The organism is Bradyrhizobium betae (genome assembly GCF_050632175.1).
GTDB lineage: Bacteria > Pseudomonadota > Alphaproteobacteria > Rhizobiales > Xanthobacteraceae > Bradyrhizobium > Bradyrhizobium betae_B.
On record NZ_CP192576.1, the window covers coordinates 264,078 to 286,512 of the forward strand.

Annotated in this window: 18 protein-coding genes, 1 tRNA gene, 2 pseudogenes and 2 riboswitches; of the genes and pseudogenes, 13 read left to right on the top strand and 8 right to left on the bottom strand. The window is 64.7% G+C overall.

Features of this window, described 5'->3' with window-relative positions; genetic code table 11:
* Positions 1 to 50 precede the first annotated feature (50 nt).
* Entirely contained in the window at positions 51 to 269 is a 219-nt protein-coding gene (locus ACQ86E_RS01415; protein ID WP_007602550.1) for a DUF3126 family protein, read from the bottom strand.
* 154 nt (positions 270 to 423) lie between these two features.
* Positions 424 to 1,248, bottom strand: a complete 825-nt coding sequence (gene cysE / locus ACQ86E_RS01420; RefSeq protein ID WP_431203887.1) for a serine O-acetyltransferase — start codon at positions 1,246 to 1,248, stop codon at positions 424 to 426.
* Between the two features lie 289 nt (positions 1,249 to 1,537).
* Between cysE and ACQ86E_RS01425 the strand changes: the two genes are divergently transcribed.
* Positions 1,538 to 2,914: a hypothetical protein gene (locus ACQ86E_RS01425; protein WP_431203888.1), complete on the top strand. Its 1,377-nt coding sequence runs from the start codon at positions 1,538 to 1,540 to the stop codon at positions 2,912 to 2,914.
* Here the strand turns inward: ACQ86E_RS01425 and ACQ86E_RS01430 are convergent.
* Both ACQ86E_RS01430 and ACQ86E_RS01435 read right to left on the bottom strand, forming a co-directional pair.
* A complete protein-coding gene (locus ACQ86E_RS01430) occupies positions 2,900 to 3,655 on the bottom strand; it encodes an alpha/beta fold hydrolase (protein ID WP_431203889.1) in 756 nt (251 codons plus the stop codon). The genes ACQ86E_RS01425 and ACQ86E_RS01430 overlap by 15 nt on opposite strands.
* A 34-nt stretch (positions 3,656 to 3,689) precedes the next feature.
* Positions 3,690 to 4,826: a hypothetical protein gene (locus ACQ86E_RS01435; protein WP_431203890.1), complete on the bottom strand. Its 1,137-nt coding sequence runs from the start codon at positions 4,824 to 4,826 to the stop codon at positions 3,690 to 3,692.
* Positions 4,827 to 5,127: 301 nt separating this feature from the next.
* On the opposite strand from ACQ86E_RS01435, the gene ACQ86E_RS01440 reads away from it, so the two are divergent.
* Both ACQ86E_RS01440 and ACQ86E_RS01445 read left to right on the top strand, forming a co-directional pair.
* Positions 5,128 to 5,373, top strand: coding sequence for a zinc-finger domain-containing protein (locus ACQ86E_RS01440; RefSeq protein WP_131871198.1), 246 nt, complete (start codon positions 5,128 to 5,130; stop codon positions 5,371 to 5,373).
* 19 nt (positions 5,374 to 5,392) lie between these two features.
* Positions 5,393 to 6,595: pseudogene (locus tag ACQ86E_RS01445) on the top strand (FAD-dependent monooxygenase).
* 14 nt (positions 6,596 to 6,609) lie between these two features.
* On the opposite strand, the gene ACQ86E_RS01450 reads toward ACQ86E_RS01445, so the two are convergent.
* Positions 6,610 to 7,035, bottom strand: coding sequence for a twin-arginine translocation pathway signal (locus tag ACQ86E_RS01450; RefSeq protein ID WP_431203891.1), 426 nt, complete (start codon positions 7,033 to 7,035; stop codon positions 6,610 to 6,612).
* A gap of 177 nt (positions 7,036 to 7,212) precedes the next feature.
* On the opposite strand from ACQ86E_RS01450, the gene ACQ86E_RS01455 reads away from it, so the two are divergent.
* The 3 genes from ACQ86E_RS01455 (at position 7,213) to ACQ86E_RS01465 (ending at position 8,928) form a co-directional block, all read left to right on the top strand.
* A tRNA-Leu gene (locus tag ACQ86E_RS01455) sits at positions 7,213 to 7,301 on the top strand.
* A 202-nt stretch (positions 7,302 to 7,503) separates the two neighbouring features.
* Positions 7,504 to 8,244 (top strand): hypothetical protein, encoded by a 741-nt coding sequence (locus ACQ86E_RS01460; protein ID WP_431203892.1) that lies wholly within the window; start codon positions 7,504 to 7,506, stop codon positions 8,242 to 8,244.
* A 15-nt stretch (positions 8,245 to 8,259) separates the two neighbouring features.
* A complete protein-coding gene (locus ACQ86E_RS01465) occupies positions 8,260 to 8,928 on the top strand; it encodes a hypothetical protein (RefSeq protein WP_431203893.1) in 669 nt (222 codons plus the stop codon).
* Here ACQ86E_RS01465 and ACQ86E_RS01470 read toward each other — a convergent pair.
* Positions 8,925 to 9,705, bottom strand: a pseudogene (locus ACQ86E_RS01470) (crotonase/enoyl-CoA hydratase family protein). The gene ACQ86E_RS01465 and the pseudogene ACQ86E_RS01470 overlap by 4 nt on opposite strands.
* Before the next feature lie 88 nt (positions 9,706 to 9,793).
* Between ACQ86E_RS01470 and ACQ86E_RS01475 the strand changes: the two are divergent.
* Together ACQ86E_RS01475 and ACQ86E_RS01480 are read left to right on the top strand one after the other, a co-directional pair.
* Positions 9,794 to 10,381 carry a TetR/AcrR family transcriptional regulator gene (locus tag ACQ86E_RS01475; RefSeq protein WP_431203894.1) on the top strand — a complete coding sequence of 196 codons (588 nt, stop codon included), beginning with the start codon at positions 9,794 to 9,796 and terminating at the stop codon, positions 10,379 to 10,381.
* Positions 10,382 to 10,531: 150 nt separating this feature from the next.
* Positions 10,532 to 11,782, top strand: a complete 1,251-nt coding sequence (locus tag ACQ86E_RS01480; RefSeq protein WP_431203895.1) for a multidrug effflux MFS transporter — start codon at positions 10,532 to 10,534, stop codon at positions 11,780 to 11,782.
* Positions 11,783 to 12,271: 489 nt separating this feature from the next.
* Here the strand turns inward: ACQ86E_RS01480 and ACQ86E_RS01485 are convergent, their stop codons facing one another.
* Together ACQ86E_RS01485 and ACQ86E_RS01490 are read right to left on the bottom strand one after the other, a co-directional pair.
* Positions 12,272 to 13,879 carry an ABC transporter substrate-binding protein gene (locus ACQ86E_RS01485; RefSeq protein ID WP_431203896.1) on the bottom strand — a complete coding sequence of 536 codons (1,608 nt, stop codon included), beginning with the start codon at positions 13,877 to 13,879 and terminating at the stop codon, positions 12,272 to 12,274.
* Between the two features lie 123 nt (positions 13,880 to 14,002).
* A complete protein-coding gene (locus ACQ86E_RS01490; RefSeq protein WP_431203897.1) occupies positions 14,003 to 15,613 on the bottom strand; it encodes an ABC transporter substrate-binding protein in 1,611 nt (536 codons plus the stop codon).
* 268 nt (positions 15,614 to 15,881) lie between these two features.
* On the opposite strand from ACQ86E_RS01490, the gene ACQ86E_RS01495 reads away from it, so the two are divergent.
* The 5 genes from ACQ86E_RS01495 to ACQ86E_RS01515 all read left to right on the top strand — a co-directional run bounded on the left by ACQ86E_RS01495 (position 15,882) and on the right by ACQ86E_RS01515 (position 22,389).
* A complete protein-coding gene (locus ACQ86E_RS01495) occupies positions 15,882 to 17,012 on the top strand; it encodes a M20/M25/M40 family metallo-hydrolase (RefSeq protein ID WP_431203898.1) in 1,131 nt (376 codons plus the stop codon).
* Between the two features lie 95 nt (positions 17,013 to 17,107).
* A riboswitch (glycine riboswitch) is annotated at positions 17,108 to 17,211 on the top strand.
* 3 nt (positions 17,212 to 17,214) lie between these two features.
* Positions 17,215 to 17,327, top strand: a riboswitch (glycine riboswitch).
* A 68-nt stretch (positions 17,328 to 17,395) separates the two neighbouring features.
* Positions 17,396 to 18,697: a D-amino acid dehydrogenase gene (locus tag ACQ86E_RS01500; protein ID WP_431203899.1), complete on the top strand. Its 1,302-nt coding sequence runs from the start codon at positions 17,396 to 17,398 to the stop codon at positions 18,695 to 18,697.
* 182 nt (positions 18,698 to 18,879) lie between these two features.
* Complete coding sequence (locus ACQ86E_RS01505) at positions 18,880 to 19,821, top strand: ABC transporter permease (RefSeq protein ID WP_431203900.1); 942 nt, start codon at positions 18,880 to 18,882, stop codon at positions 19,819 to 19,821.
* 16 nt (positions 19,822 to 19,837) lie between these two features.
* Positions 19,838 to 20,725 (top strand): ABC transporter permease, encoded by an 888-nt coding sequence (locus tag ACQ86E_RS01510; protein WP_431203901.1) that lies wholly within the window; start codon positions 19,838 to 19,840, stop codon positions 20,723 to 20,725.
* A 14-nt stretch (positions 20,726 to 20,739) separates the two neighbouring features.
* Positions 20,740 to 22,389: an ABC transporter ATP-binding protein gene (locus tag ACQ86E_RS01515; RefSeq protein ID WP_431203902.1), complete on the top strand. Its 1,650-nt coding sequence runs from the start codon at positions 20,740 to 20,742 to the stop codon at positions 22,387 to 22,389.
* Positions 22,390 to 22,435 lie beyond the last annotated feature (46 nt).

Genomic DNA, 22,435 nt, shown 5'->3' on the forward strand with positions numbered 1-22,435 from the left:
TCGATGCGATGCGACCTCTCCCGCAAGCGGGGCGAGGTAAAGATCAACAACTATTCCTGATCGACGAGATCGTCTTCGAGGATCGCCATCTGGAACTGGAACGAGCGATCATCGTCCTCGTCGTCGACGAACAGCACGCCGATGAATTCCTCGCCGATATAGACCTCGGCGGAATCATCCTTCTTCGGCCGCGGCACGACGCGGATCTTGGGATTGCCGAATACGCGCTTCAGATACGCATCGAGCTTTCTGACTTCTTTGACGTCCACGGCAAGTCTCCGATCGAAATTGGCTGGCGGGCTTTTAGGACGAGACGCGACGAACCGCCAGCATGAATTGCCAAACAATTTGGGGACGAAAGGGCCGGAGAATCCGGCCCTCACCTCACGGGATCAAAGCCCCGGCTCCTAAAGGACCCATGTCTCAAAGTCCCGTGGCGTTGATCATCTGATCCATGGTGCGCGACGGCTCGGCGCAGCCGGCTTCGCCGACGATCTTGGCGGGCACCCCGGCAACCGTGACGTTGTGAGGCACCGGCTTGACCACGACCGAGCCCGCGGCGATGCGCGCGCAATGGCCGATCTCGATATTGCCGAGAATCTTCGCGCCGGCGCCGATCAGCACGCCGTGGCGAATCTTCGGATGACGGTCCTCGTTCTCCTTGCCGGTGCCGCCGAGCGTGACGCCGTGCAGGATCGAGACGTCGTCCTCGATGATCGCCGTCTCGCCGCAGACGAATCCGGTGGCGTGGTCGAGGAAGATACCGCGGCCGATGCGCGCGGCGGGATTGATGTCGGTCTGGAACACCGCGGAGGCGCGGCTCTGGAGATAATACGCAAAATCCTTGCGGCCCTTCAGCCAGAGCCAGTGCGCGAGGCGATGGGTCTGGATCGCGTGGAAGCCCTTGAAGTAGAGCAAGGGATCGATGAAGCGCGAGGTCGCGGGATCGCGATCGTAGACTGCGACGAGATCGGCGCGGAAGGCGTTGCCGAGATCGGGATCGTCGCGCAGCGCCTCGTCATAGGTCTGGCGCACCAGATCGCCCGACAGCGCGGAGTGATCGAGCCGGTCGGCGACACGATGGATCACCGAATCTTCCAGGCGGCTGTGATGCAGCACCGTCGAATAGATGAAGGTCGCAAGCTCGGGCTCGCGATGGACAATGTCTTCCGCCTCGCCGCGGATCCGATCCCAGATCGGATCGAGGGACGCGAGCTTTCCTCCCGGATTGACCTGATGCACTGCCATGGGTTTTCTCTTTGGGATCTGCTCTTTCGAATGGGCTCGTTTGGCGGGCTCTATAACACAGTCTAGGCGACAAAGTCCTGACAGGCTTGCCTGAGAGTGAACAGCGCGTTGCCCCGCGAAAGCATGCCAACGCCTTGAAACACAATAGCTTCTTCTGACGCCCCCAAGCGGCAAGGTTGGCTCAAAATGGTCAGGGTTTTGGCAAATTCAAGCCATGCGGCCGCAAACTATTGGTGAATTCCATTCCAGAGGCTATTGCAGACTTGGTCCGGAAGAGGACGGAGCGGATTTGACCACCACGACCACCGATCATCGGCGCAGCCCCGCCACGGGCTCGCTCTGGCTGCGACTTGCGGCAGCAGCCCTGCCCCTCCTGATGATCGCACCGGCGTTCTGGAACGGCTACCCGCTGTTGCAATGGGATACCGGCGGCTATCTGGCGCGCTGGTACGAAGGTTATCTCGTCCCCAGCCGCTCCACCGTGTTCGGCCTTTATCTGCATTATGGCGAGAGTTTCGGCTTCTGGATCAACCTCGCCCTCCAGTCGCTGGCGACGCTGTGGCTGTTGCAGCTCACCTTGCGTGTGCTCTCGATGATGCAGACCTTTCGCTTCGTCGCGATCAGCCTGCTGCTGATCCTGTCGACCGCGTTGCCCTGGATCGCGAGCATGCTGCTCACCGACATTTTTGCCGGGCTCTCGATCCTGTCGCTGTTCCTGCTGGTCGTCGGTGGTAACAGGACGTCGACGCTCGAAAAGATCGCGCTGTTCGTCTTCACGGCGTTTGCCGCCGCCACCCACAGCGCCACGCTCGGCGTGCTGCTCGGGCTCTGCGTTGCCGGCTGGATGGTGCGGCCGTTGCTGGGGCCGCGTCTGCCGATGGCCGGCTTGGCGCAGGCGAGCCTGACGATTGTGGCGGGCGGCCTGATGCTGGTGGCGGCGAACCACGCGCTGTCGGGCAAATGGGCCTGGACCCCCGGCGGCACCGGCGTCGCCTTCGGCCGCATGATGCAGGACGGCATCGTCGCGCGCTTCCTCAACGACCACTGCCCGCGCAAGCAGTACAAGCTCTGCCCCTATCGCAACGAACTGCCGGCAACCGCCGACGATTTCCTGTGGGGCAAGAGCGTGTTCAATACGCTCGGCCGGTTCGAAGGCCTGAACGACGAGATGGGGACCATCGTCGTGGAGTCGCTCAAGGAATATCCGGCGTGGCAGGCCGGCGCGGCACTGCGCGCGATGGGGCAGCAATTGCTGCATGTGGCGACCGGCGAAGGCGCCAGCGTCTGGATCCCGCACACCTATGGCATCATCGAGCGCTATATCCCCGCCCAGGTCGCGCCGATGCGCGCGGCGCGCCAGCAGCACTGGGGCATCGATTTCGCGTACGTCAACTGGCTGCACGTCCCCGTCGCGCTGATCTCGATGCTGGGGCTGGTGGCCCTGCTCGCGCATTCGCTCGCGCGCCGCCGGCTCGACGATCTGACGCTGCTGGCGGCGACCGTCACGCTGGCGCTGCTCGGCAACGCCTTCATCTGCGCCGTGATATCAGGCCCGCACGACCGCTATGGCGCGCGGATGGTTTGGGTTGCGACGTTCGTGGTGCTGATGGCGTTGGCGCAGCGGGTTGGGGACGAACCGGCAGACGACAGCTCAACCGCGGCGTGAGAGAAAGTCGAGCACGCCTGATTTGTAGACCTTGTCGCCGACCGCGCGCATGTGGTCGCGGTTGGGGATATCGAGCACTTCCGAGCCCGGAATGATGGCGCCGAGCGCGCTGGCGGAGCCTGCGACGTCGTCGGTCGAGCCGACCGCGATCAGCACGGGCACGTCGATGCGCGCGGCTTCTTCCCGCGTCATCAGATCGCGCGTGCCGCGCAGGCAGGCGGCGAGCGCCACACGGTCGGAGCGGGTCTGATCGGCGAATGCGCGAAAGGTGCGGCCGACGGGATCGGTGACGTCGTCGAGCGAGGGCGCTTCCAGCGCCTCCGCGACGTTCTCGCCGGGCCCGGTGCCCTCGATCAGGCCGCCGATGCCGATGCCGCCGAGGATCGCCGAGCGCAGGCGCTGCGGCTCGTTGAGTGCAAGCCATGCCGTCATCCGTCCGCCCATCGAATAGCCCATGACGTCGGCCTGCGGGATGGCGAGATGATCCATCAGCGCGAGCACGTCGCCGGCCATGGTGGGGATCGAGTACTGCGCGGGCTCGTAGAGCTTGGCGCTGTCGCCATGGCCGCGATTGTCGAGCGCGATGACGCGGCGGCCGTTCTTGCGCAACTCGGAGACCCAGGTCGGATAGACCCAGTTCACGTTCTTGCTGGAGGCAAAGCCGTGTACCAGGACGATCGGATCGCCCTCGCCTTCGTCGAGATAGGCAATTTCAACGTCGCCGTTGTGAAAGCTCGGCATCAGCAATTCCGGTATCGAGGGGGAGAGATTGATCTTAGGCGGTCAGCGCCGCGTTCGCCAGAGCGGACTCAGCGGCGAGCTGCGCCCGGCGCAGCCGCCGCGCCCGTCTGCGATCACACCAGGCCTGGGTGAGGCGTTCGGTGGTCGCCTTGATCGACGACACCAGGCCGAACAGCGTCAGCGCCGCGCCGAACAGCCAGAGCGTCAGATTGAACGCGCCGCCGACGAGCAGCAGCGCGCCGCGGCCGAACAGCTTCATGATCGCGCGGGTCTTGCCGCCCTGCGCTTCCGCAAGCCGTGCCGCGCGCGCCACGTCCTTCGGGCCTTCGGCGATCCGCAGGCTGTCCATGGCGCCGCGCGTGCCGGTCTTCTCGGCAACGCGCGTGACGTCCTTGCCGAGCCGGACCAGCGCGCCGGCCTTCTCGACGCGAAACGCAGCCTTGATCGCGCTGACGGTCTCGCCGGGACGGAACACCGACCCCTTGGCGACGGCGTTCTGAAGCATCGGCGCATCGACGACCTCGCGCGCGGACCGGCCGGCCCATTTCGCGAGGCCCTCGCCGAGCCGCCCGACTTTCCGCGCATCCTTCACCAGCGTCAGACCGGCGCGCACCGGCGCCGCGCCACCGACCGACACGTAGGTCACGGCCGTCACCGCAAGGCCCGCCGTCGCAAGGCCGAGGATGAGGCGGTCGGTTTCCTCGCCCATCACGAGGTGCTTGCCCTCGCGCACGACGTCCCTGACGTCGCCGATCACGAAGAGATCGCCGGCCACCGTCCCGGACAGGCTCGCGACATCGTCGGCATTCCCTGTGACGAGGCCGGTGGCAAACCGCTTTGCAAAATGCGCGGTGGAATTCTCGGCCTTGACCGCATCGCTCACGCGGCTCAGCAGATCGTCTGATAGCGCGATGTTGCGGTCACGCGCCAGAGCCACGAAACTGTCGGCGAGGTCGGCATCGCCGGCAGACAGCGCGGCCTCGATATTGTCCTGAACCAGGCGGTCGTTCTGCGCGAGAGCCGCGTCGAGCTTGAGCTCGGACAACGCAGCCGGATCGTCCTGGGCGGCAAAAATCGCGCCGGCCTCGCGGGCATGCGGCGCCACCTGCGCGAGCAGGAAGCTGCAGGCCGCAATCCCGGTCAACGCTGTGCTGATTCGCAGCCACTTCATGCCAAAAGCCCGGACGTCCTGATGACGGTTGCGCCTGTTCGTCTTTCGTCGCAATTCCGCTTGTCCACAGACATAGTATGCCAAAATTGCGACACAACGTCCCCGACGAAAGAAGGGCTTCTCTCAGGCCGCAAGATTGTGTCGAATTTGCATGAGCAAATGAGCATGGGGCAATGCGGACCTATCGGTTCCGCCGGACTAGCAATCAGCTGCACCCGCCAGTATGGTCCGCGGCGCCTCAAAGATGCCGCGTCAGTGCTTGATTGTGTCTGCCGCCATTGCCACTCCAGGATGAACTACGATGTCCGACCATGTCGTCCCGCACTTCCACAACGATGCCGGCGTTCCCGTCATCGAGATCGGCTCGAAAGAGTTCATGTGCGTCGGCGCCAACCCTCCGTTCGACCATCCGCACGTCTTCCTGGACCTCGGCAACGACAACGAGATCATCTGTCCCTACTGCTCGACGCTGTACCGCTTCGCCGCCGACCTGAAGCCGGGCGAAGCCCGTCCGCCGGAATGCGTGCTGAAGGACAAGGTGGCCTGACCGCCCGCATCGGTCAGGGGTGACGCTCTCCCGAACGATTGTCATCGCCGGTGCCGGCATCGGTGGACTGACGGCCGCGCTTGCGCTCGCGGCCCGCGGCTTCCGCATCGTGGTGCTGGAAAAGGCCGAGCGGCTCGAGGAAGTCGGCGCCGGCCTGCAACTCTCTCCCAATGCCAGCCGCGTGCTGGTCGAGCTCGGCCTCACCGAGCGGCTCGCGCTGCGCGCCGTCACGCCCGAGGCGCTCTGCGTCATGAGCGCGCGGGCCGGCGGCGAATTGCTGCGCATGCCGCTGGGCGAAGCCGCGTCCGCGCGCGCCGGTGCCCCCTATTGGGTGGTGCACCGCGCCGACCTGCAATCGGCACTATCAGGCGCGGTGTCCGATCATCCCGATATCGACCTCAAGCTGGGTGCGACCTTCGAGGATGTCGCGCCCCACGCCAGGGGCTGACAGTCGTCCACCGCAGCGGCACGATCCGCCGCAGCGATCTTGCGAGCGCGTTGATCGGCGCCGACGGCATCTGGTCGACGGTGCGCCAGCATCTGTTCCCCGACGTGCAGCCGCGCTTTTCCGGGCTGATCGCCTGGCGCGGCACGCTGGACGCGACGCAACTGCCGAAGGATTTCACTGCACGGCGGGTGCAGCTCTGGATGGGGCCGAACGCCCATCTCGTCGCCTACCCGATCGCGGGCGGACGCCAGATCAACGTGGTCGCGGTGCTGCCGGGCACCTGGAACAGGCCGGGCTGGAGCACGCCGGGCGATCCGTTCGAGGTGATGGACGCCTTCGCCGCGCCGCGCTGGCCGCCGGCGGCGCGAGATGATGCTCACCGCGGTCGACACCTGGCGCAAATGGGCGCTGTTCGGCGTGCCCGATGGCTGCCCGTGGAACAACGGCCCGGTCGCGCTGCTCGGCGATGCCGTGCATGCGATGCTGCCATTCGCGGCCCAGGGCGCGGGCATGGCGATCGAGGATGCCGCCGTGCTGGCCCGGCATTTGAGCCCTGAAGCCGCGGAGAGCACGGCCGGGATCACGGCCGCGCTGAAGCAATATGGCCGCGCGCGTGAGGCGCGGGTGCGGCGGGTGCAGCGGACCGCGCGGCAGCAGGGCCGCATCTATCATTTGGGCGGGCCGCTCGCGATCGCGCGCGATCTTGCGATCCGCGCGCTCGGGCCCGAGCGGATGCTGGCGCGGCAGGACTGGATCTACGGCTGGCGCCCCTGAGGGCGAAATTCGGCTCAGCGAACGGTGCGACCAGATTGCGGCGCCGGCTTGATGTCCGGCCGCTGCGGCGCCGAGGTCGCCGATGGCGCACCAGGCGGGGTTTCCCGGCACCGGTTGCGCCGCCAGGCGTCTTCGGCGAGCTGCGCCTGCCCACGCACCGCAACGTAGTCGTTGCGATAGGCAAGCTCGGACACGACCGCGCCACCGGTCCCCGTCTCAGCCTTGTCCATCAGCCTCTGCAGATCCGCCGTGCGGATGGCCAGCGACTTGCGCTCCGCCTCGAGCTGCTTGCAGTCGTACAATTCGTATTTGGCGGGATCGGCGAAAGCCGGAGCGATCGTCTCGCTCATACCCGCGCAGCCGGACAGCGCGAAACCGGCCGCGAGGAGCGCGGCAGCCGCGCAACATGAGCGCAGGCGGAAGGAAAACGAAACAGGCATGCCGGGAAGATAGTCCTTTTGAATTGAGAATGCCTAAAGCAGGGTCAGATGTCCGGATTGAGGGCTTTGCCTTGCGCGGCCGCCTCGCTTAAGGAAAGAACCATCCATCCGGCCCGCGACGCGCGCCAATTCCAGACGGCCGGAGGTGGACTTAAGTGTTTGATCTCGTTGGATCAAGCGGGCATGGCGGAATTGGTAGACGCAAGGGACTTAAAATCCCTCGGTGCGCAAGCGCTGTGCCGGTTCGACCCCGGCTGCCCGCACCAGCAAGATCTCAAAATCGGATGGCGTAAACCGAGGCGAGCCGGAATCCGATCCATCCAGTGACATGCGTCCTGCGGCCGCAGCGCCGCTCATGCATCCGCAACCTCCTGATCGAGGCGTTTCGGCTCCGCCCGAAAATCGAGCAGCAGGATCCAGAAGCATGCCGCCGCGGCAACGAGCAGCAGATAACTGCCCTCGAGCCGAATGTCCCACAAGCGAGTTCAACGAGGGAACGAGCAGGGCGACGGTGAGAACGGCGGCGAGTGCCGTCGCCGGGAGATCAACGAGCAGGATCGCGGCATAGAGCGCGAGCTCGAAGAAGGCATATTCCTTGAGACGCGGCGAGCAGAGGTAGAGCGCAAACATGGCCAGCACCGTGATGCGCATGGCCGCGCGGGGATGATCGATCAGCCAGCGATCCAGTCGCGCAAGAAGCGTTTCTCCTTCCCGCAACGGCCGGCTTGCGACCGCGCGAAAGACGGACAAGGCGAACGGCACCAGCACCAGCGCGAGGGCTCCGAATGCGTAGGTCGCGAAGATGGCCGGCTTGCTGCCACCGAGGCCGGCATGGGCCATGAGGTCCCGCACCAGCAGCAGCAGCGACGGATTGAGCTCGAAGAGATCGACGACGTGCTGGTCGGGAATCTTGCCGGCCATCGCAAGCTGCCAGCTGGCGAACAGATCGGGGTACCCCAGCCACGATATCAGGATCGGCAATGCGAAGCTGAACGCCGCCACCGCAATCAGCACCAGCTTGCGGCCGCGCGGCAGCGGCAGGAAATACAGCGCAGCCAGCACGGGAAAGAACACCAGCTTGAACGACATCACGAGGCCGAGCAGCGCAGCGCCGGCCAGATGCAGCAGAGAGCTGCGGTGCTCCGCCGTTCGGGAGGGAGGCAGAGAAAGCAGGAGCCTCAGCGCGATCGCGGTCAGGACGCCGCTTAGAATGGCGAAATTGCCATGCGCCTGCACCCATTCGAAACCGACGAAGGCACCGAGCGCGCAGAGCACCCTGAGCCCGACGTCGCGCGCACCCGGGCGCGCGCGGCCGAGACCGGGCAGGAGCAGCCCACAGAGCACGGCGAGAGCGAAAAAGGCGCCTTGATAGTGACCGACCAGAACGCCGCCCGCACACAGGGGACGGAAAGCATCCAGCGTCACCGGCAGATAGGGATAGGAAAGCCGGGTGCCTTTCAGATTCTTGACGACGTAGGGATCAAGTCCGGCGACATGCGCATCGACCGCCGCGCAATTGACCCGGACGTCCCAGCCATATTTGACATCGAGCACGGCATCGTTGGCGAGATTGCCGAACACCAGCAGCGCGGTCAGTGCGATCAGGCAGGCGAGCCAGATGTTCGGTCGCGGCGCCATGTCGGCGACGGGCTCCAGCCATCGTGCTGCACCGGTGAGATCGGACACAATCGAATACCCTGTCTGGCCTGGCTTCTCCGGGCGCCAATGCGGCACCAGGCCCGGCCACAATGGACAGGATGGGTTGCGGATTTATCTCCCCGATGCCTTGCCGTCGCGCTTATGGTGAATCGTGGGTTGCCAGCGCTCCGCCTGGACGGTTTGCGGAACCGGCCACCGTCGTCGCAGCCGTCAACACAGCCCCGCGGCGTCTAGCGCTGCGCGCGGGCGGCGAGCCATCTATCGAGCGCCTCGCGCGTGTCCTGTGTCGCGGCCATGCGCGCGAACTGCTCGCTCTCGATGGCGAGACCTTCCGAAATCGAGACGTTGAGCCCGCGCGTGGCGGCGGTGATGATTCGGGCCACCGCCAGCTGTGAATGCCGCGTGATCCGATCCGCCAGCGCGAAGGCTGCGTCCAGCAGTTGCTCGTGAGGCACGATGCGGTTGACCAGTCCCATCTCCAGCGCTCGCTGTGGTGAAAAGGAATCTCCGGTCAACAGGTGCTCCAGCGCCCGCTTGCGGCCCGCGAGCCGCGGCAGGCGCTGCGTGCCGCCGAAGGTCGGCGTAATGCCGATGGCAATCTCGGGCTTGGCAAAATTCGCCCGCTCGCTCGCAACGGCCAGATGCACGGCTTCCGTGATCTCGCAGCCGCCGCCGAAAGCTATGCCGTTGACGGCGGCGATGATCGGCTTTGGAAACGATTCCAGGCGCGCCGTCATCCCCTGCCCGCGCCGCACGAATTCGCTTCACCGCGACATCCGGCCCGCCCCTCACGCTGTCCGAGAATTCGGCAATGTCGGCACCGGCCGAGAAGGCGCGATCGCCCGCGCCTGTCAGCACCACCGCCCGGATCTTTGCGTCGTCCTCGATGCGGTCGAGCACCGCCATCAGGCGGTCGATGAGGGCGTAACTCAGCGCATTGAGCTTGTTCGGGCGATTGAACGTCAACAGCGCGACGGCGCCGCGCGTCTCGGAGAGTACCAGGTCGGACAAGTCGCAGCTCCTTCCAGATCGAACAGGATAGGGAGTCAGCCACAGCGGCCGCATTGTGTATACTCACTAGGCGGTATACATTGCGCGGATGTCAGGGAAAGGCGACACCACCCGCGATCAGATCGTCGTTGCGGCGACGCGCCTGTTCTATGGCGAAGGCATCCGGGCGGCGAGCATGGACGCGATCGCCGAGAAGGCGGGCGTCACCAAGAAGACGCTGTACTATCACTTCACCAGCAAGGACGAACTCGTCGCCGCAACCATCGCGGCCAGCGACCAGCCGACGCTGGAGCTCTACAGGCGCTGGTTCGCGGAGACTGACGGTGGGGTCGCCGACAAGGTCCGCGGTCTCTTCACAAAACTCGGTCGCTCGGTGGATACGCCGCGATGGCGCGGCTGCGGCTTCCTGCGCACGATCGCCGAACTCGCAAACACGCCGGCACATCCGGCGGTCAAGGCGGGCGCGGCGCACAAGAAGCGTTTTGAGACGTGGCTCGCAACGGAGTTGCGCGATCACGGCGTTGCCGGCGCGACGGCGCTCGCACGCCAGCTCGTGATCCTGCTTGACGGCGCCACCACCGTGATGCTGATCCACCGCGATCTCGCCTATGTCGAGACCGCAGGGCAATTGGCGCTCGGCCTGGTCGAAGCAGCTCAAAAGACCCGCCGCGCTTAAGCCGCGGTTAACCCCGACACATCGCTGGCCCAGTCCGCAACCTCACCAACTCGTGTCCGCGACCGCCCCGCCTGACAGCCATCCCGAAACATGGGTTGTGCAACGCAGCATAGACGATAGAAAAGCCCCTGAATTTAAGAGGTGAGCTGCTTGTCCGACGTCAACGCCGACGATTGGGTGTCCTCGGGGCACCGTCCTATGGGTTTTCCGGAATTCGTTGTCGTGATCGCGTCCATCATGGCGCTGAATCCGCTCGCGATGGACATGATGCTGCCGGCGCTGCCCAATATCGGGGCAACCTTCAAGATTCCGAACGCCAACCATCTCCAGCTCGTGCTGTCGATCTTCCTGATTGGCTTCGGCGCCGGCCAGTTCATCATGGGACCGCTGTCCGACCGGTTTGGACGACGCCCGGTGCTGCTCGGCGGCATGACGGTCTATGCAGTGGCGAGCTTGCTGGCGATCGCCGCGCCCTCGTTCGAAACACTATTGCTGGCGCGCGCACTGCAGGGGTTTGGCACCGCTGCGACGCGCGTGATCGCGACCTCGATCGTGCGCGATTGCTATGTCGGCCGCAGGATGGCGAGCGTGATGTCGCTTGCGATGATGGTGTTCATCGCGGTGCCGGTAGTCGCGCCGTCGTTCGGACAGGCGGTGCTGCTGGTGTCGCAATGGCGAGGCATCTTCATCGTGCTGGCGCTCTATGGGCTGCTTGCCCTCGCCTGGAGCGTGCTGCGGCTGCCGGAGACGCTGCCGGATTCCGAACGCAGGTCGCTTGCACCCGCCGATGTGCTCGCCGCCTTCCGGCAAACCCTGACCAACCGCCAGACCATCGGCTATGCGATGGCCGCAGGCAGCGTCATGGGCGCGCTGTTCGCCTACGTGTTCTCGGCGCAGCAGGTCTTCACCGAGATCTACCACCTCGGCCATTATTTCCCGCTCGCCTTCGCCGCGATCGCGACCGGCGTCGCCATCGCGGGCTTCCTCAATGCGCGCCTCGTCGGACGGCTCGGCATGCGCGTGATCTCGCACGGCGCGCTGACGCTCTATGCCGTCGTGGCTACCATCCTGCTCATCACGGAAAGCCTGAATGTGCTGCCGCTCGCGCTGTTCATGGCGCTGTCGGCGCTGATGATGTTCTCGTTCGGCATGATGGTTGCGAACTTCACGGCGCTCGCAATGGAGCCGCAGGGCCACATCGCCGGCACGGCCTCGTCGCTCTACGGCTCCATCACCACCCTGATCGGGATCGCGATCGGCATGGCCATCGGGCAAAGCTTCGACGGCACGCTGATGCCGTTCGCGGTCGGCTTCTTCCTGTCGACCGTCGCGGCACTCGCGATCGTGCTGGTGGTGGAAAATGGACGGATGTTCAAGCCGCATCACCGCCCCGTCACCTGAGGAACTTGGCCCGAGGAACTTGCCGGCGGCCTCGATGTTGTACTGCAGCAATTCGAAAGGCCGCCGCCATGGAACCGGAACTCCGCGAAGACCATCACGCCCTGGAGCCGACCGAAACGAAACGTCCGCCCCCACAGCCGGAGCACGCCGCGTTCACTGTGCCTTTCGCGAGCGAAGGCCTGGAGGGTGTGCGCGACAGCCATTGCTGAGTGCAAGGCATAGTTGGTCGCACGCCTGCTGGCGCTGGAATCTTCCGCTGCATTCTCGGGCATCGTGCTTCCTCGCGACCTGGTGCTTTCTGCGCGTTCGAAACTTGCAAGGCGTCGTGGGCGGTCGCGGTGGGCAACAACTGGAGGCTGGAAGAACTCAAAGCTCCACTCCCAAGCTGACGTGAAGCCGACAAACGAAAACGGCGCCGCTGATGGCAGCGGCGCCGCTCGTTTGCACGAAAGGTGCGACAAGCACCCTCTCGCATACTCGGTTTTAGTCCTACTCCGACTTGTCCATATTCCAGAACACCGGCGTCGCCGGACCGTCGATCACGCCGCTGATCGACTTCCGCCATGCGCTCGGAATCTGGTACTGACCGAGCGGCATGTAGAGCACCTGATCATAGGCCTCCTTCTGGATTTCGGCCGCGATCTTCTTCTGCTCTTCGAGCGAAGCAGCGCGCACGAAGGCGTCCTTGAGCTGCTCGATCTTGGGATCCTCGGGCCAGCCGAACCAGCCGCCCTTCTTGCCCTGCCCGCCGACCGCGACATTGGAGATCGGGTTGGACGCGTCGGCACTGACCCAGTTGGTGATGAACATGTTCCAGCCGCCCTCCTTCGGGGGCTTCATGCTGGCGCGCCGGCTCACCACCGTCTGCCAGTCGGTGGCCTGCAGGTCGACCTTGAAGCCGGCTTCGCGCAGTTGCTGGGCCACCACGATCGGTTGAGCCTTCAGCGTCAGCACGTCGCCCGGCGCCATGAGCACCACGGGCGTCCCGTCGTAACCGGATTCGGCAAGCGCCTTCCTGGCCGCAGCCATGTCGCCACCCTTCGCCAGGGTCTCGCCGCCAACGTCCGTCGCGAACGGCGTATCGCAGATGAAGGCCGCAGCGCAGGTCTTGTAGAACTTGGGGTTGCCGATCAGCGCGTCCAGCACGTCCTTCTGTTTCATCGCGAGGAATGCTGCACGGCGAACCTTGACGTTATCGAATGGCGGATAGAGGAAGTTCATCCGCGCGCCGGTCTGAAAGCCGAACTTGTTCAGGATCTCGGTCTTGAGCCCCTTGTCGGCCTCGATGGTCGGCAACATTTCGATGGCGGGATTCTCCATGAAATCGACGTCGCCAGACTGCAGCGCGTTCAACGCCGTCTGCGCGTCCGGCATGGTGATCCATTCGACGCGGTCGACCTTGACCACCTTGCCGCCGGCAGTCCAGCTCGCCGGTTCCTTGCGCGGGACGTAATCGGTGTTCTTGACGTAGATGGATTTCACGCCGGGCTGGAATTCGCCGGGCACGAACTTGAACGGGCCGGAGCCGATCTGCTCTGGGATCTGCTTGTCCACCGGCGTCTCGGCAAGACGCTTCGGCATCATGAAGGCGACCCGGGAGGACGGCTTGCCGATCGAGTCCAGCACGAGCGCGTAGGGCTCCTTCAGCTTCAGCGTGATGGTCTTGGGATCGGTCGCCTCGATGCTGGCCGTGAACTGCATCATCTGCTGGCCCATGCCGTCGACTGCGGCCCAGCGCTTGAGCGAGGCGACGCAGTCTTCCGCCGTCACCGGCGCGCCGTCATGCCATTTCAGGCCGTCGCGCAGCGTGAAGGTGTAGGTCAGCTTGTCGTCGGAGATCCTCCAGTCCGCCATCTGCGGCTGGATCTTGAAATTCGAATCCGTCGCGATCAGCGTATCGTAGACCATGTAGCCATGGTCACGCGTGATGTAGGCGGTGGTGAAGATCGGATCGAGGACACGCAGATCCGAATGCATCACGGCGGTAATGGTCTTGCCCGCGGCAAGAACCGGCGAGGCCAGTGCCGAAAGCGCGACGACCGAGATCGCAAGTGTGGAGGAAACCGCCCGACGCCCGTGCCGCATGAGTTGGAACACTAAAGTTCTCCTGAGAAATTTTCTTTGCAAGCTCTCTTGGGAAGTTCATTGGCGAGCGGCGCCGCTGATGACAGCGGCGCCGCGTGATGGTCGAGACGGAAGGCGCGCTCACGCGCCCTCGCCTTACTCGCTCTTGTCGATGTTCCAGAACACCGGGGTCGCCGGGCCGTCGATCACACCGGTCAACGACTTCCGCCAAGCGCTGGGCGCCTGATACTGGCCGAGCGGGATGTAGATGACCTGATCGTAGGCTTCCTTCTGGATCTCGGTCGCGATCTTCTTCTGATCATCGAGCGAGGCCGCGCGGACGAAGTCGTCCTTGAGCTTCTCGATCTTGGCGTTCTCAGCCCAGCCGAACCAGCCGCCCTTCTTGCCCTGACCACCGATCGAGAGGTTGGAGATCGGGTTGGAGACGTCGGCGCTGACCCAGTTGGTGAAGAACATGTTCCAGCCGCCCTCCTTCGGGGGCTTCTGGCTAGCGCGGCGGCTCACCACCGTCTGCCAGTCGGTCGCCTGCAGATCGACCTTGAAGCCGGCTTCACGCAGCGCCTGCGCGGCAACGACCGGCTGGGCCTTCAGCGTGGTGACGTCGCCCGGCGCCATGATCACGACGGGCGTGCCATCGTAGCCGGACTCGGCGAGCAGCTTCTTGGCTTCCGCCATGCCGTTGCCCTTGACCAGCGATTCCGAGCCGACGTCGGTTGCGAGCGGGGTGTCGCAGATGAAGAAGGCGCCGCAGATCTTGTAGTACTTCGGATTGCCGATCAGAGCGTCCAGCACGTCCTTCTGGTTCATCGCCATCATCGCCGCGCGGCGAACCTTGACGTTGTCGAAGGGCGGATACAGGAAGTTCATGCGGCCGAGCGTCTGGAAGCCGAACTTGTTCAGCACCTGGACGTTGAGTTCCTTGTTGCCTTCGAGAACCGGAACGAGATCGAACGAGGGGTTCTCGAGGAAATCGATGTCACCCGACTGCAGCGCGTTCACCGCGGTCTGCGCGTCAGGCATGGTCACCCATTCGACCCGGTCGACCTTCACGACCTTGCCGCCGGCAGTCCAGCTCGCCGGCTCTTTGCGCGGCACGTAGTCGGTGTTCTTGACATAGACAGCCTTCACGCCCGGCTGGAATTCACCCTGGACGAACTTGAAGGGGCCGGAGCCGATCTGCTCAGGAATCTGCTTGTCCGGCGGCGTCTCGGCAAGACGCTTCGGCATCATGAAGGCGACGCGCGAGGATGGCTTGCCGATCGAGTCGAGCACGAGGCCGTAGGGCTCCTTGAGCTTCAGCGTAATGGTCTTGGGATCGGTCGCCTCGATGCTTGCAGTGAACTGCATCATCTGCTGGCCCATGCCGTCGACTGCGGCCCAGCGCTTGAGCGAGGCGACGCAGTCTTCCGCCGTCACCGGTTTGCCGTCATGCCACTTCAGGCCGTCGCGCAGGGTGAAGGTGTAGGTGAGCTTGTCGTCGGAGATCTTCCAATCCGCCATCTGCGGCTGGATCTTGAAATTCGAATCCGTCGTGATCAGCGTGTCGTAGACCATGTAACCATGGTCTCGCGTGATGTAGGCGGTGGTGAAGATCGGATCGATGATGCGTAGATCCGAATGCATCACCGCGGTGATGGTCTTGCCGGCGGCGAATACCGGCGAGGCCATTGCGGTCGAAAGCGCCACGACCGACAGCGCAAGTGTGGAGGCGAACGCGCGACGCCCCCGGCGCATTAAGCTCAACATAAAAGTCTCTCCTGACGTGAAACTGTTCAAAGGCAGGTTATTGGTTGAGCATTCGGTTCGTTCCTTAGGCGAACTAACCTCATGCAATGCCTTTATCTTTTCAAGACTTGCAGACAGTGCCAACCGCGTCAATCCGGTTTCGCTGCAAGCCCAAGCGGCGCGCGCACGGGCTCCACAACGATCGGTTTGGCTCTACAACACTCCCCGCTCGTCCTGCCCTGCGCAATGCAATGCGCGTTCCATCTTTCGAAGCTTGAGAGACATTAAGATGAATCCAGCCAATCTTCCCTTCGATTCCGAGGCCATGCTCGAAGGCCTGCGCACCTGGGTCGACTGCGAGAGCCCGACCTGGGACGCCGGTGCCGTTAACCGCATGCTCGATATCGCAGCGCGGGATATGGCGATCATGGGTGCGACCATCGAACGCATCGCCGGCCGCCAGGGCTTTGGCGGCGTCATCCGCGCACGCTTCCCGCATCCGAAGCAAGGTGAGCCAGGTATCCTGATCGCCGGCCACATGGACACCGTCCACCCGGTCGGCACCATCGAGAAGCTGAAATGGCGCCGCGAGGGCAACAAGTGCTACGGCCCCGGCATCTACGACATGAAGGGCGGCAATTACCTCTCGCTGGAAGCCATCCGGCAACTGGCGCGCGCCTCCTTCACCACGCCGCTGCCGATCACCGTGCTGTTCACGCCGGACGAGGAAGTGGGCACGCCTTCGACGCGCGACATCATCGAGGCGGAGGCTGCGCGCAACAAATATGTGCTGGTGCCCGAGCCCGGCCGCGCCGACAACGGCGTCACCACCGGACGTTACGCCATCGCGCGCTTCAATCTCGAGGCGACGGGACGGCCGAGCCACGCCGGCGCGACGTTGTCGGCGGGACGCTCGGCGATCCGCGAGATGGCGCGGCAGATCCTTGCGATCGACGCGATGACGACCGACGACTGCACCTTCTCGGTCGGCGTCGTGCATGGCGGACAATGGGTCAATTGCGTTGCAACGACCGCCACCGGCGAAGCGCTGTCCATGGCGAAGCGCCAGGCCGATCTCGATCGCGGCGTCGAAAGGATGCTGGCATTATCAGGCACCGCCAATGATGTTTCCTTCAAAGTGACGCGCGGCGTCACGCGGCCGGTGTGGGAGCCGGATGCTGGCACGATGGCGCTGTATGAAAAGGCGCGCGACATCGCCAAATCGCTCGGCGCCGAGCTGCCGCATGCGAGCTCCGGCGGCGGTTCCGACGGCAACTTCACGGGCGCGATGGGCATCCCGACGCTCGACGGTCTGGGCGTGCGCGGCGGCAATGGCCATACGCTCGAGGAGTTCATCGAGGTCGAGAGCCTGGTCGAACGCGGGCGTCTGATGGCGGGCTTGCTGGCGACACTCGAGTAAATTGAATCAAGTTTGCACTGCACAATACGTTGGCAGCAGCGGTTGAAATTTAGCCTTGTCTAAAAATGAGGCGCATCGTACTGCTCGAGCGTCCAAGCGACGATGCGGGAGAGATCGCAACGAAGGTTTCGGCCTTCTTTGCGGCGCCGACGGAGCAACCGCCCCGGAAACTCTCAGGCAAAAGGACTGTATCGTCAGGACGATCTGGAGAGAGACGGCACGATTTGAAAGTCGTGACGTCCACCGAAGGGGATAGTCCGGAGCTGACCTTACGGGGTCCGCGCCGGGTCAAGCTCTCAGGTAACCGTGACAGATGGGGCGCCGCCAACGGCCGTGTGGCCGGCGGTTAGCCGACTCTAATTCACGGGAGCCCCGAACCTGCCATGACCCATATCGCCATCATCGGCGCCGGCATCACCGGCGTAACGACCGCCTATGCCCTGCTCGAACGCGGCTACAAGGTGACGGTGCTCGACAAGCACCGTTACGCCGCGATGGAGACCTCCTTCGCCAATGGCGGACAGCTCTCCGCCAGCAATGCCGAGGTCTGGAATAGCACCGCGACGATCCTCAAAGGCCTGCGCTGGATGTTTCGGCGCGACGCGCCGTTGCTGATGAACCCGCGCCCGAACTGGCACAAATATTCCTGGATGAGCGAGTTCGTCGCCAACATCGGCAACTACCGCGCCAACACCATAGAGACCACGCGGCTTGCGATCGAAGCCCGCAAGCATCTGTTCGAGATCGCGGCACGCGAAGGCATCGACTTCGATCTCGAACGCCGCGGCATCCTCCACATCTATCACGACAAGAAGGGTTTTGAGTCCGGCCTGCGCGTCAACGCGCTGCTGCAGGAAGGCGGCCTCGACCGCCGTCCGGTGACACCTGAGGAAATCCGCGCCATCGAGCCGACGCTGCGCAAGGACTATTACGGCGGCTTCTACACCCCGTCGGATGCGACCGGCGATATCCACAAGTTTACCCGCGGGCTGGCCGAGGTCTGCAAGCGACGCGGCGCCACCTTCATCCACGAGGCCAACATCGATTCGATCGCTCGCGCCGGCGCCGGCTTTGTCATCGGCTGGGCCGATCTGTCCGCAAGCGATGCGGTCGCATCCGCGCGCGGCATGCTGAAGGTGGACGGGGTCGTGGTTTGCGCAGGTGTGGCGAGCCGTCACTTCGCCACCCTTCTCGACGAGCGCGTCAACATCTATCCGGTGAAGGGCTATTCGATCACCGTGCAGCTCGACACCGCCGCGAGCCGCAACGCGACGCCGACCGTCAGCCTGCTCGACGAAGCCGCCAAGATCGTCACCAGCCGGCTCGGTGCCGATCGCTTCCGCGTCGCCGGCACCGCCGAATTCAACGACTTCAACCGCGACATTCACGCCGACCGCGTGCAGCCGCTGGTCGACTGGGTGCGCAGCAACTTCCCCGACGTCGAAACGTCGCGTGTCGTTCCGTGGGCCGGACTACGGCCGATGATGCCGAACATGATGCCGGTGGTGCGCGCAGGCCGGATACCGGGCGTGTTCTTCAACACCGGCCACGGCCATCTCGGCTGGACCCTGTCGGCCGCGACCGCGCAGATGATTGCCGGGACCATCGACGGCTGGCGCGGGCTCAACGCTCCGCCAACCGTTCCGTCACTCAAGGTTGAGACCGAGCTGCGTCATGCATCCTGAGTGGTTCCCGGCGGACGCAGAGCGGCCCCTTGATACCGCCCTGCCCTTGGCACACAATTTGCCCCGCAAAGTCGGCATCTCCGGCCGGCTTTCCCAGCCCGAATGACAGGCGCGCATGATAGACACGACAGATTCCACGGACGCCCCAGGGCGCCACACGTTCCGCAGCCGGAGATAGGTGCATGCTAGGTTATCTCATTCGCCGCGTCCTGGCGGCGGTCCCCGTGATGGGTGTCGTCGCGCTGTTCGTGTTTCTGCTGCTGCGACTGACCCCCGGCGACCCCGCCGCGATTCTCGCCGGCGACAACGCGACACCTGAACGGCTGGAGCGCATCCGCGACTCCCTCGGCCTCAACGAGCCGTTGATCGTGCAGTTCATCACCTGGGTGAACAAGCTGCTGCACGGCGACCTCGGAACGTCGCTGATCTCCAATCTGCCCGTGATCAAGATGATCAGCCAGCGTGTCGAGCCGTCGATCTCGATCGCGCTCTCGACCATCATCCTCGCGGTCGCCGTCGCCGTTCCCCTGGGCGTCATCGCGGCTTGGAAGCATGGCACATGGATCGACCGCTTCGTGATGGGTCTCTCCGTGCTCGGCTTCTCGGTACCGGTGTTCGTGGTCGGCTACCTCCTGATCCAGGTGTTCGCGATCGATCTGCGCTGGGTGCCGGTGCAGGGCTTCCGCAGCATCTTCAACGGCTTCGGACCGTTCTTCGAGCGCATCATCCTGCCGACCTGCGCGCTGTCCTTCATCTACGTCGCGCTGATCGCGCGCATGACGCGGGCGGCGATGCTCGATGTGCTCGGCGAAGATTACGTACGAACGGCGCGCGCGAAGGGCATCAACGAGGTCGCGGTGATGATGCGCCATGCGCTGCGCAACGCCGCCGTACCCGTGATTACCGTGATCGGCACCGGCTTTGCGCTCTTGATCTCCGGCGTCGTCGTCACCGAGAGCGTGTTCAACATTCCCGGCATCGGCCGCCTCACGGTGGACGCGGTGCTGGCGCGCGATTATCCGGTGATCCAGGCCATGATCCTGCTGACGTCACTGATCTACGTCGTCGTCAATCTGCTGATCGACGTCGCCTATACGCTGCTCGATCCCCGGATCCGGTACTGAGGCAAGGGTAAAAACAATGTCGGTCGATAGCCTTCCCCAGTCATCCATCCCGATCACGACGCCGCTGCGGCCGCGTTTCGGATTCCTCACCTCGACGCCGATCATCGCGGCGGCCACGGTCTGCCTTGCGCTGATCGTGATGATCTCGATTCTGGCGCCGCTGATCGCGCCGCATGATCCGATCCAGCTTGCGCCGTCGCAGCGGCTGAAGCCTGCCTCGGCGCAGTTCCTGCTCGGTACCGACGCCTATGGCCGCGACCTGCTCTCGCGCGTGATTTATGGCGGGCGCATCTCGCTGCTGATCGGCGTCGGGTCGGCGATCCTGGCGATCGTCATCGGCCTTGCGATCGGCCTCGTCTCCGGCTTCTTCAAGCTGGTCGATTCCGTGCTGATGCGCGTCATGGACGGCCTGATGGCGATGCCGAGCATCCTGCTCGCGATCGCCGTGGTGTCGCTGTCCGGCGCCAGCATCTGGACGGTGCTGGTGGCGATTACCATCCCCGAAGTTCCGCGGGTGGCGCGCCTGGTGCGCTCGGTCGTGCTGTCCGCCCGCGAGGAGCCTTACGTTGAAGCCGCAATCTCGGTCGGCTCATCGCTCCCGAAGATCATGTGGCGACATCTGATGCCGAATACGATCGCACCACTGATCGTCCAGGGCAGCTATGTCTGCGCCTCCGCGATCCTGACCGAGGCCATCCTGTCCTTCCTCGGCGCCGGCATCTCGCCGGAGACGCCGACCTGGGGCAACATCATGGCCGAGGGCCGCCAGTATTTTCAGCTCAAGCCGACGCTGATCTTCTGGCCGGGCCTGCTGCTCTCGATCGCCATCCTCAGCATCAACCTGATCGGCGACGCCGCGCGCGACGCACTCGATCCGCGCATGAAGCAGCGGGAGGGCAAGTGATGACGGATCAAGTGATGACCAACCCCATCCTCGACATCAACAACCTCGTCGTCTCCGTCGGCAAGAAGCCGGGCGGGCCAAAGATCATCGACGGCATCTCGATCCAGGTGCACAAGGGCGAGACGCTGTGCCTCGTCGGCGAGAGCGGATCTGGCAAGTCGGTGACCTCGCTGACCACGATGGGCCTGCTGCCGAAGGGCACGCTGGTTCCGACCGGCGGCAGCGTCAAGCTGGTCGGTGAGGAGATTCTCACCGCGACCGACCGCCGCCTGCGGCAGCTGCGCGCGACGCAGATGGCGATGATCTTCCAGGAACCGATGACCGCGCTCAATCCGGTGGTGCCGGTCGGCCGCCAGATCGACGAAGTGCTGCGCGCCCATACCAATCTCGACGCGAGGGCGCGCAAGAAGCGCATCCTCGACATGATGGAGCAGGTCCGCCTGCCGCAGGTCGAGCGCATTTTCGCCTCCTACCCGCACCGCCTCTCCGGCGGCCAGCGCCAGCGCATCATGATCGCGATGGCATTGGTGCTGGAGCCGAAGCTGCTGATCGCGGACGAGCCGACCACCGCGCTCGACGTGACCACGCAGAAGCAGATCCTGACCCTGATCCGCGACCTCCAGCGCGATCACGGCACGGCCGTGCTGTTCATCACCCACGACATGGGCGTCGTCGCCGAGATCGCCGACCGCGTCGCGGTGATGCGACAGGGCCGGCTGGTCGAAACCGGTCCGCTCGAGACCGTGCTGCGCAACCCGACCATGGAATACACCCGCAACCTGCTCTCGGCGGTGCCGAGCCTGGTGCCGCGCGCCCCGCGCGAGGAGAGCCGCGAGCCGGTGGTGCTGGAGGCCAACGACCTCGGCAAGGTCTACAAGGAACGCTCTTTCTTCGGCAAAGGCCGCGAGGTCGTCGCCGCCGACAAGGTCACGCTGACGCTGCGCAAGGGCCGTACACTCGGCATCGTCGGCGAAAGCGGCTCGGGCAAGTCGACGGTGGCGCGCTGCATCGTCCGCCTGATCGACCCGACCTCCGGCGGCGTGCGCCTCGCCGGCCGCGAGATCTCCGACATCTCGCGTCGCCTGCTCCAGCCGCACCGGAAGAAGATCCAGATCGTCTTCCAGGATCCCTATCGCTCGCTCAACCCGCGCGTCACCGTCGGCGAGAGCATCGCCGAAGGCCCGATCAATTACGGCACCTCGCATGCCGATGCGATGAAGCGCGCCCGCGAGCTGCTCGAGCTGGTCGGCCTGCCCGCGGACGCCGTGACGCGCTATCCGCACCAGTTCTCCGGCGGCCAGCGCCAGCGCATCGCCATCGCGCGGGCGCTCGCGCTCGATCCGGACGTGCTGGTCGCCGACGAAGCGGTCTCCGCACTCGACGTCTCGGTGCAGGCGCAGGTGCTGGAACTGCTCGACGAAATCCAGAATCGGCTCGGCATTGCGATCCTGTTCATCACCCACGATCTGCGCGTCGCAGCCCAGATCTGCGACGAGGTCGTGGTGATGCAGCACGGCCGCGTCGTCGAGCAAGGCCCGGCGGCCGCGGTTCTGACGAGTCCGAAAGAGGATTACACCCGCGCCTTGCTGGAAGCAGCACCGGGACGCGGCTGGGATTTCGCGAACTTCCGGCCGGTGTCGGAAGGTGTGGCGGCGAGCGCGTAGCCCTCCCCCGTCATTGCGAGGAGCGAAGCGACGAAGCAATCCAGAC

What these genes read in the sequence shown, in the direction of transcription:
- cysE (WP_431203887.1), bottom strand. Translation starts at nt 1,248, where the DNA reads ATGGCAGTGCATCAGGTCAATCCGGGAGGAAAGCTCGCGTCCCTCGAT.
- ACQ86E_RS01430 (WP_431203889.1), bottom strand. Translation starts at nt 3,655, where the DNA reads ATGCCGAGCTTTCACAACGGCGACGTTGAAATTGCCTATCTCGACGAA.
- ACQ86E_RS01435 (WP_431203890.1), bottom strand. Translation starts at nt 4,826, where the DNA reads ATGAAGTGGCTGCGAATCAGCACAGCGTTGACCGGGATTGCGGCCTGC.
- ACQ86E_RS01440 (WP_131871198.1), top strand. Translation starts at nt 5,128, where the DNA reads ATGTCCGACCATGTCGTCCCGCACTTCCACAACGATGCCGGCGTTCCC.
- ACQ86E_RS01450 (WP_431203891.1), bottom strand. Translation starts at nt 7,035, where the DNA reads ATGCCTGTTTCGTTTTCCTTCCGCCTGCGCTCATGTTGCGCGGCTGCC.
- ACQ86E_RS01460 (WP_431203892.1), top strand. Translation starts at nt 7,504, where the DNA reads ATGTCCCACAAGCGAGTTCAACGAGGGAACGAGCAGGGCGACGGTGAG.
- ACQ86E_RS01465 (WP_431203893.1), top strand. Translation starts at nt 8,260, where the DNA reads ATGCGCCTGCACCCATTCGAAACCGACGAAGGCACCGAGCGCGCAGAG.
- ACQ86E_RS01475 (WP_431203894.1), top strand. Translation starts at nt 9,794, where the DNA reads ATGTCAGGGAAAGGCGACACCACCCGCGATCAGATCGTCGTTGCGGCG.
- ACQ86E_RS01490 (WP_431203897.1), bottom strand. Translation starts at nt 15,613, where the DNA reads ATGTTGAGCTTAATGCGCCGGGGGCGTCGCGCGTTCGCCTCCACACTT.
- ACQ86E_RS01495 (WP_431203898.1), top strand. Translation starts at nt 15,882, where the DNA reads ATGAATCCAGCCAATCTTCCCTTCGATTCCGAGGCCATGCTCGAAGGC.
- ACQ86E_RS01500 (WP_431203899.1), top strand. Translation starts at nt 17,396, where the DNA reads ATGACCCATATCGCCATCATCGGCGCCGGCATCACCGGCGTAACGACC.
- ACQ86E_RS01505 (WP_431203900.1), top strand. Translation starts at nt 18,880, where the DNA reads ATGCTAGGTTATCTCATTCGCCGCGTCCTGGCGGCGGTCCCCGTGATG.
- ACQ86E_RS01510 (WP_431203901.1), top strand. Translation starts at nt 19,838, where the DNA reads ATGTCGGTCGATAGCCTTCCCCAGTCATCCATCCCGATCACGACGCCG.
- ACQ86E_RS01515 (WP_431203902.1), top strand. Translation starts at nt 20,740, where the DNA reads ATGACCAACCCCATCCTCGACATCAACAACCTCGTCGTCTCCGTCGGC.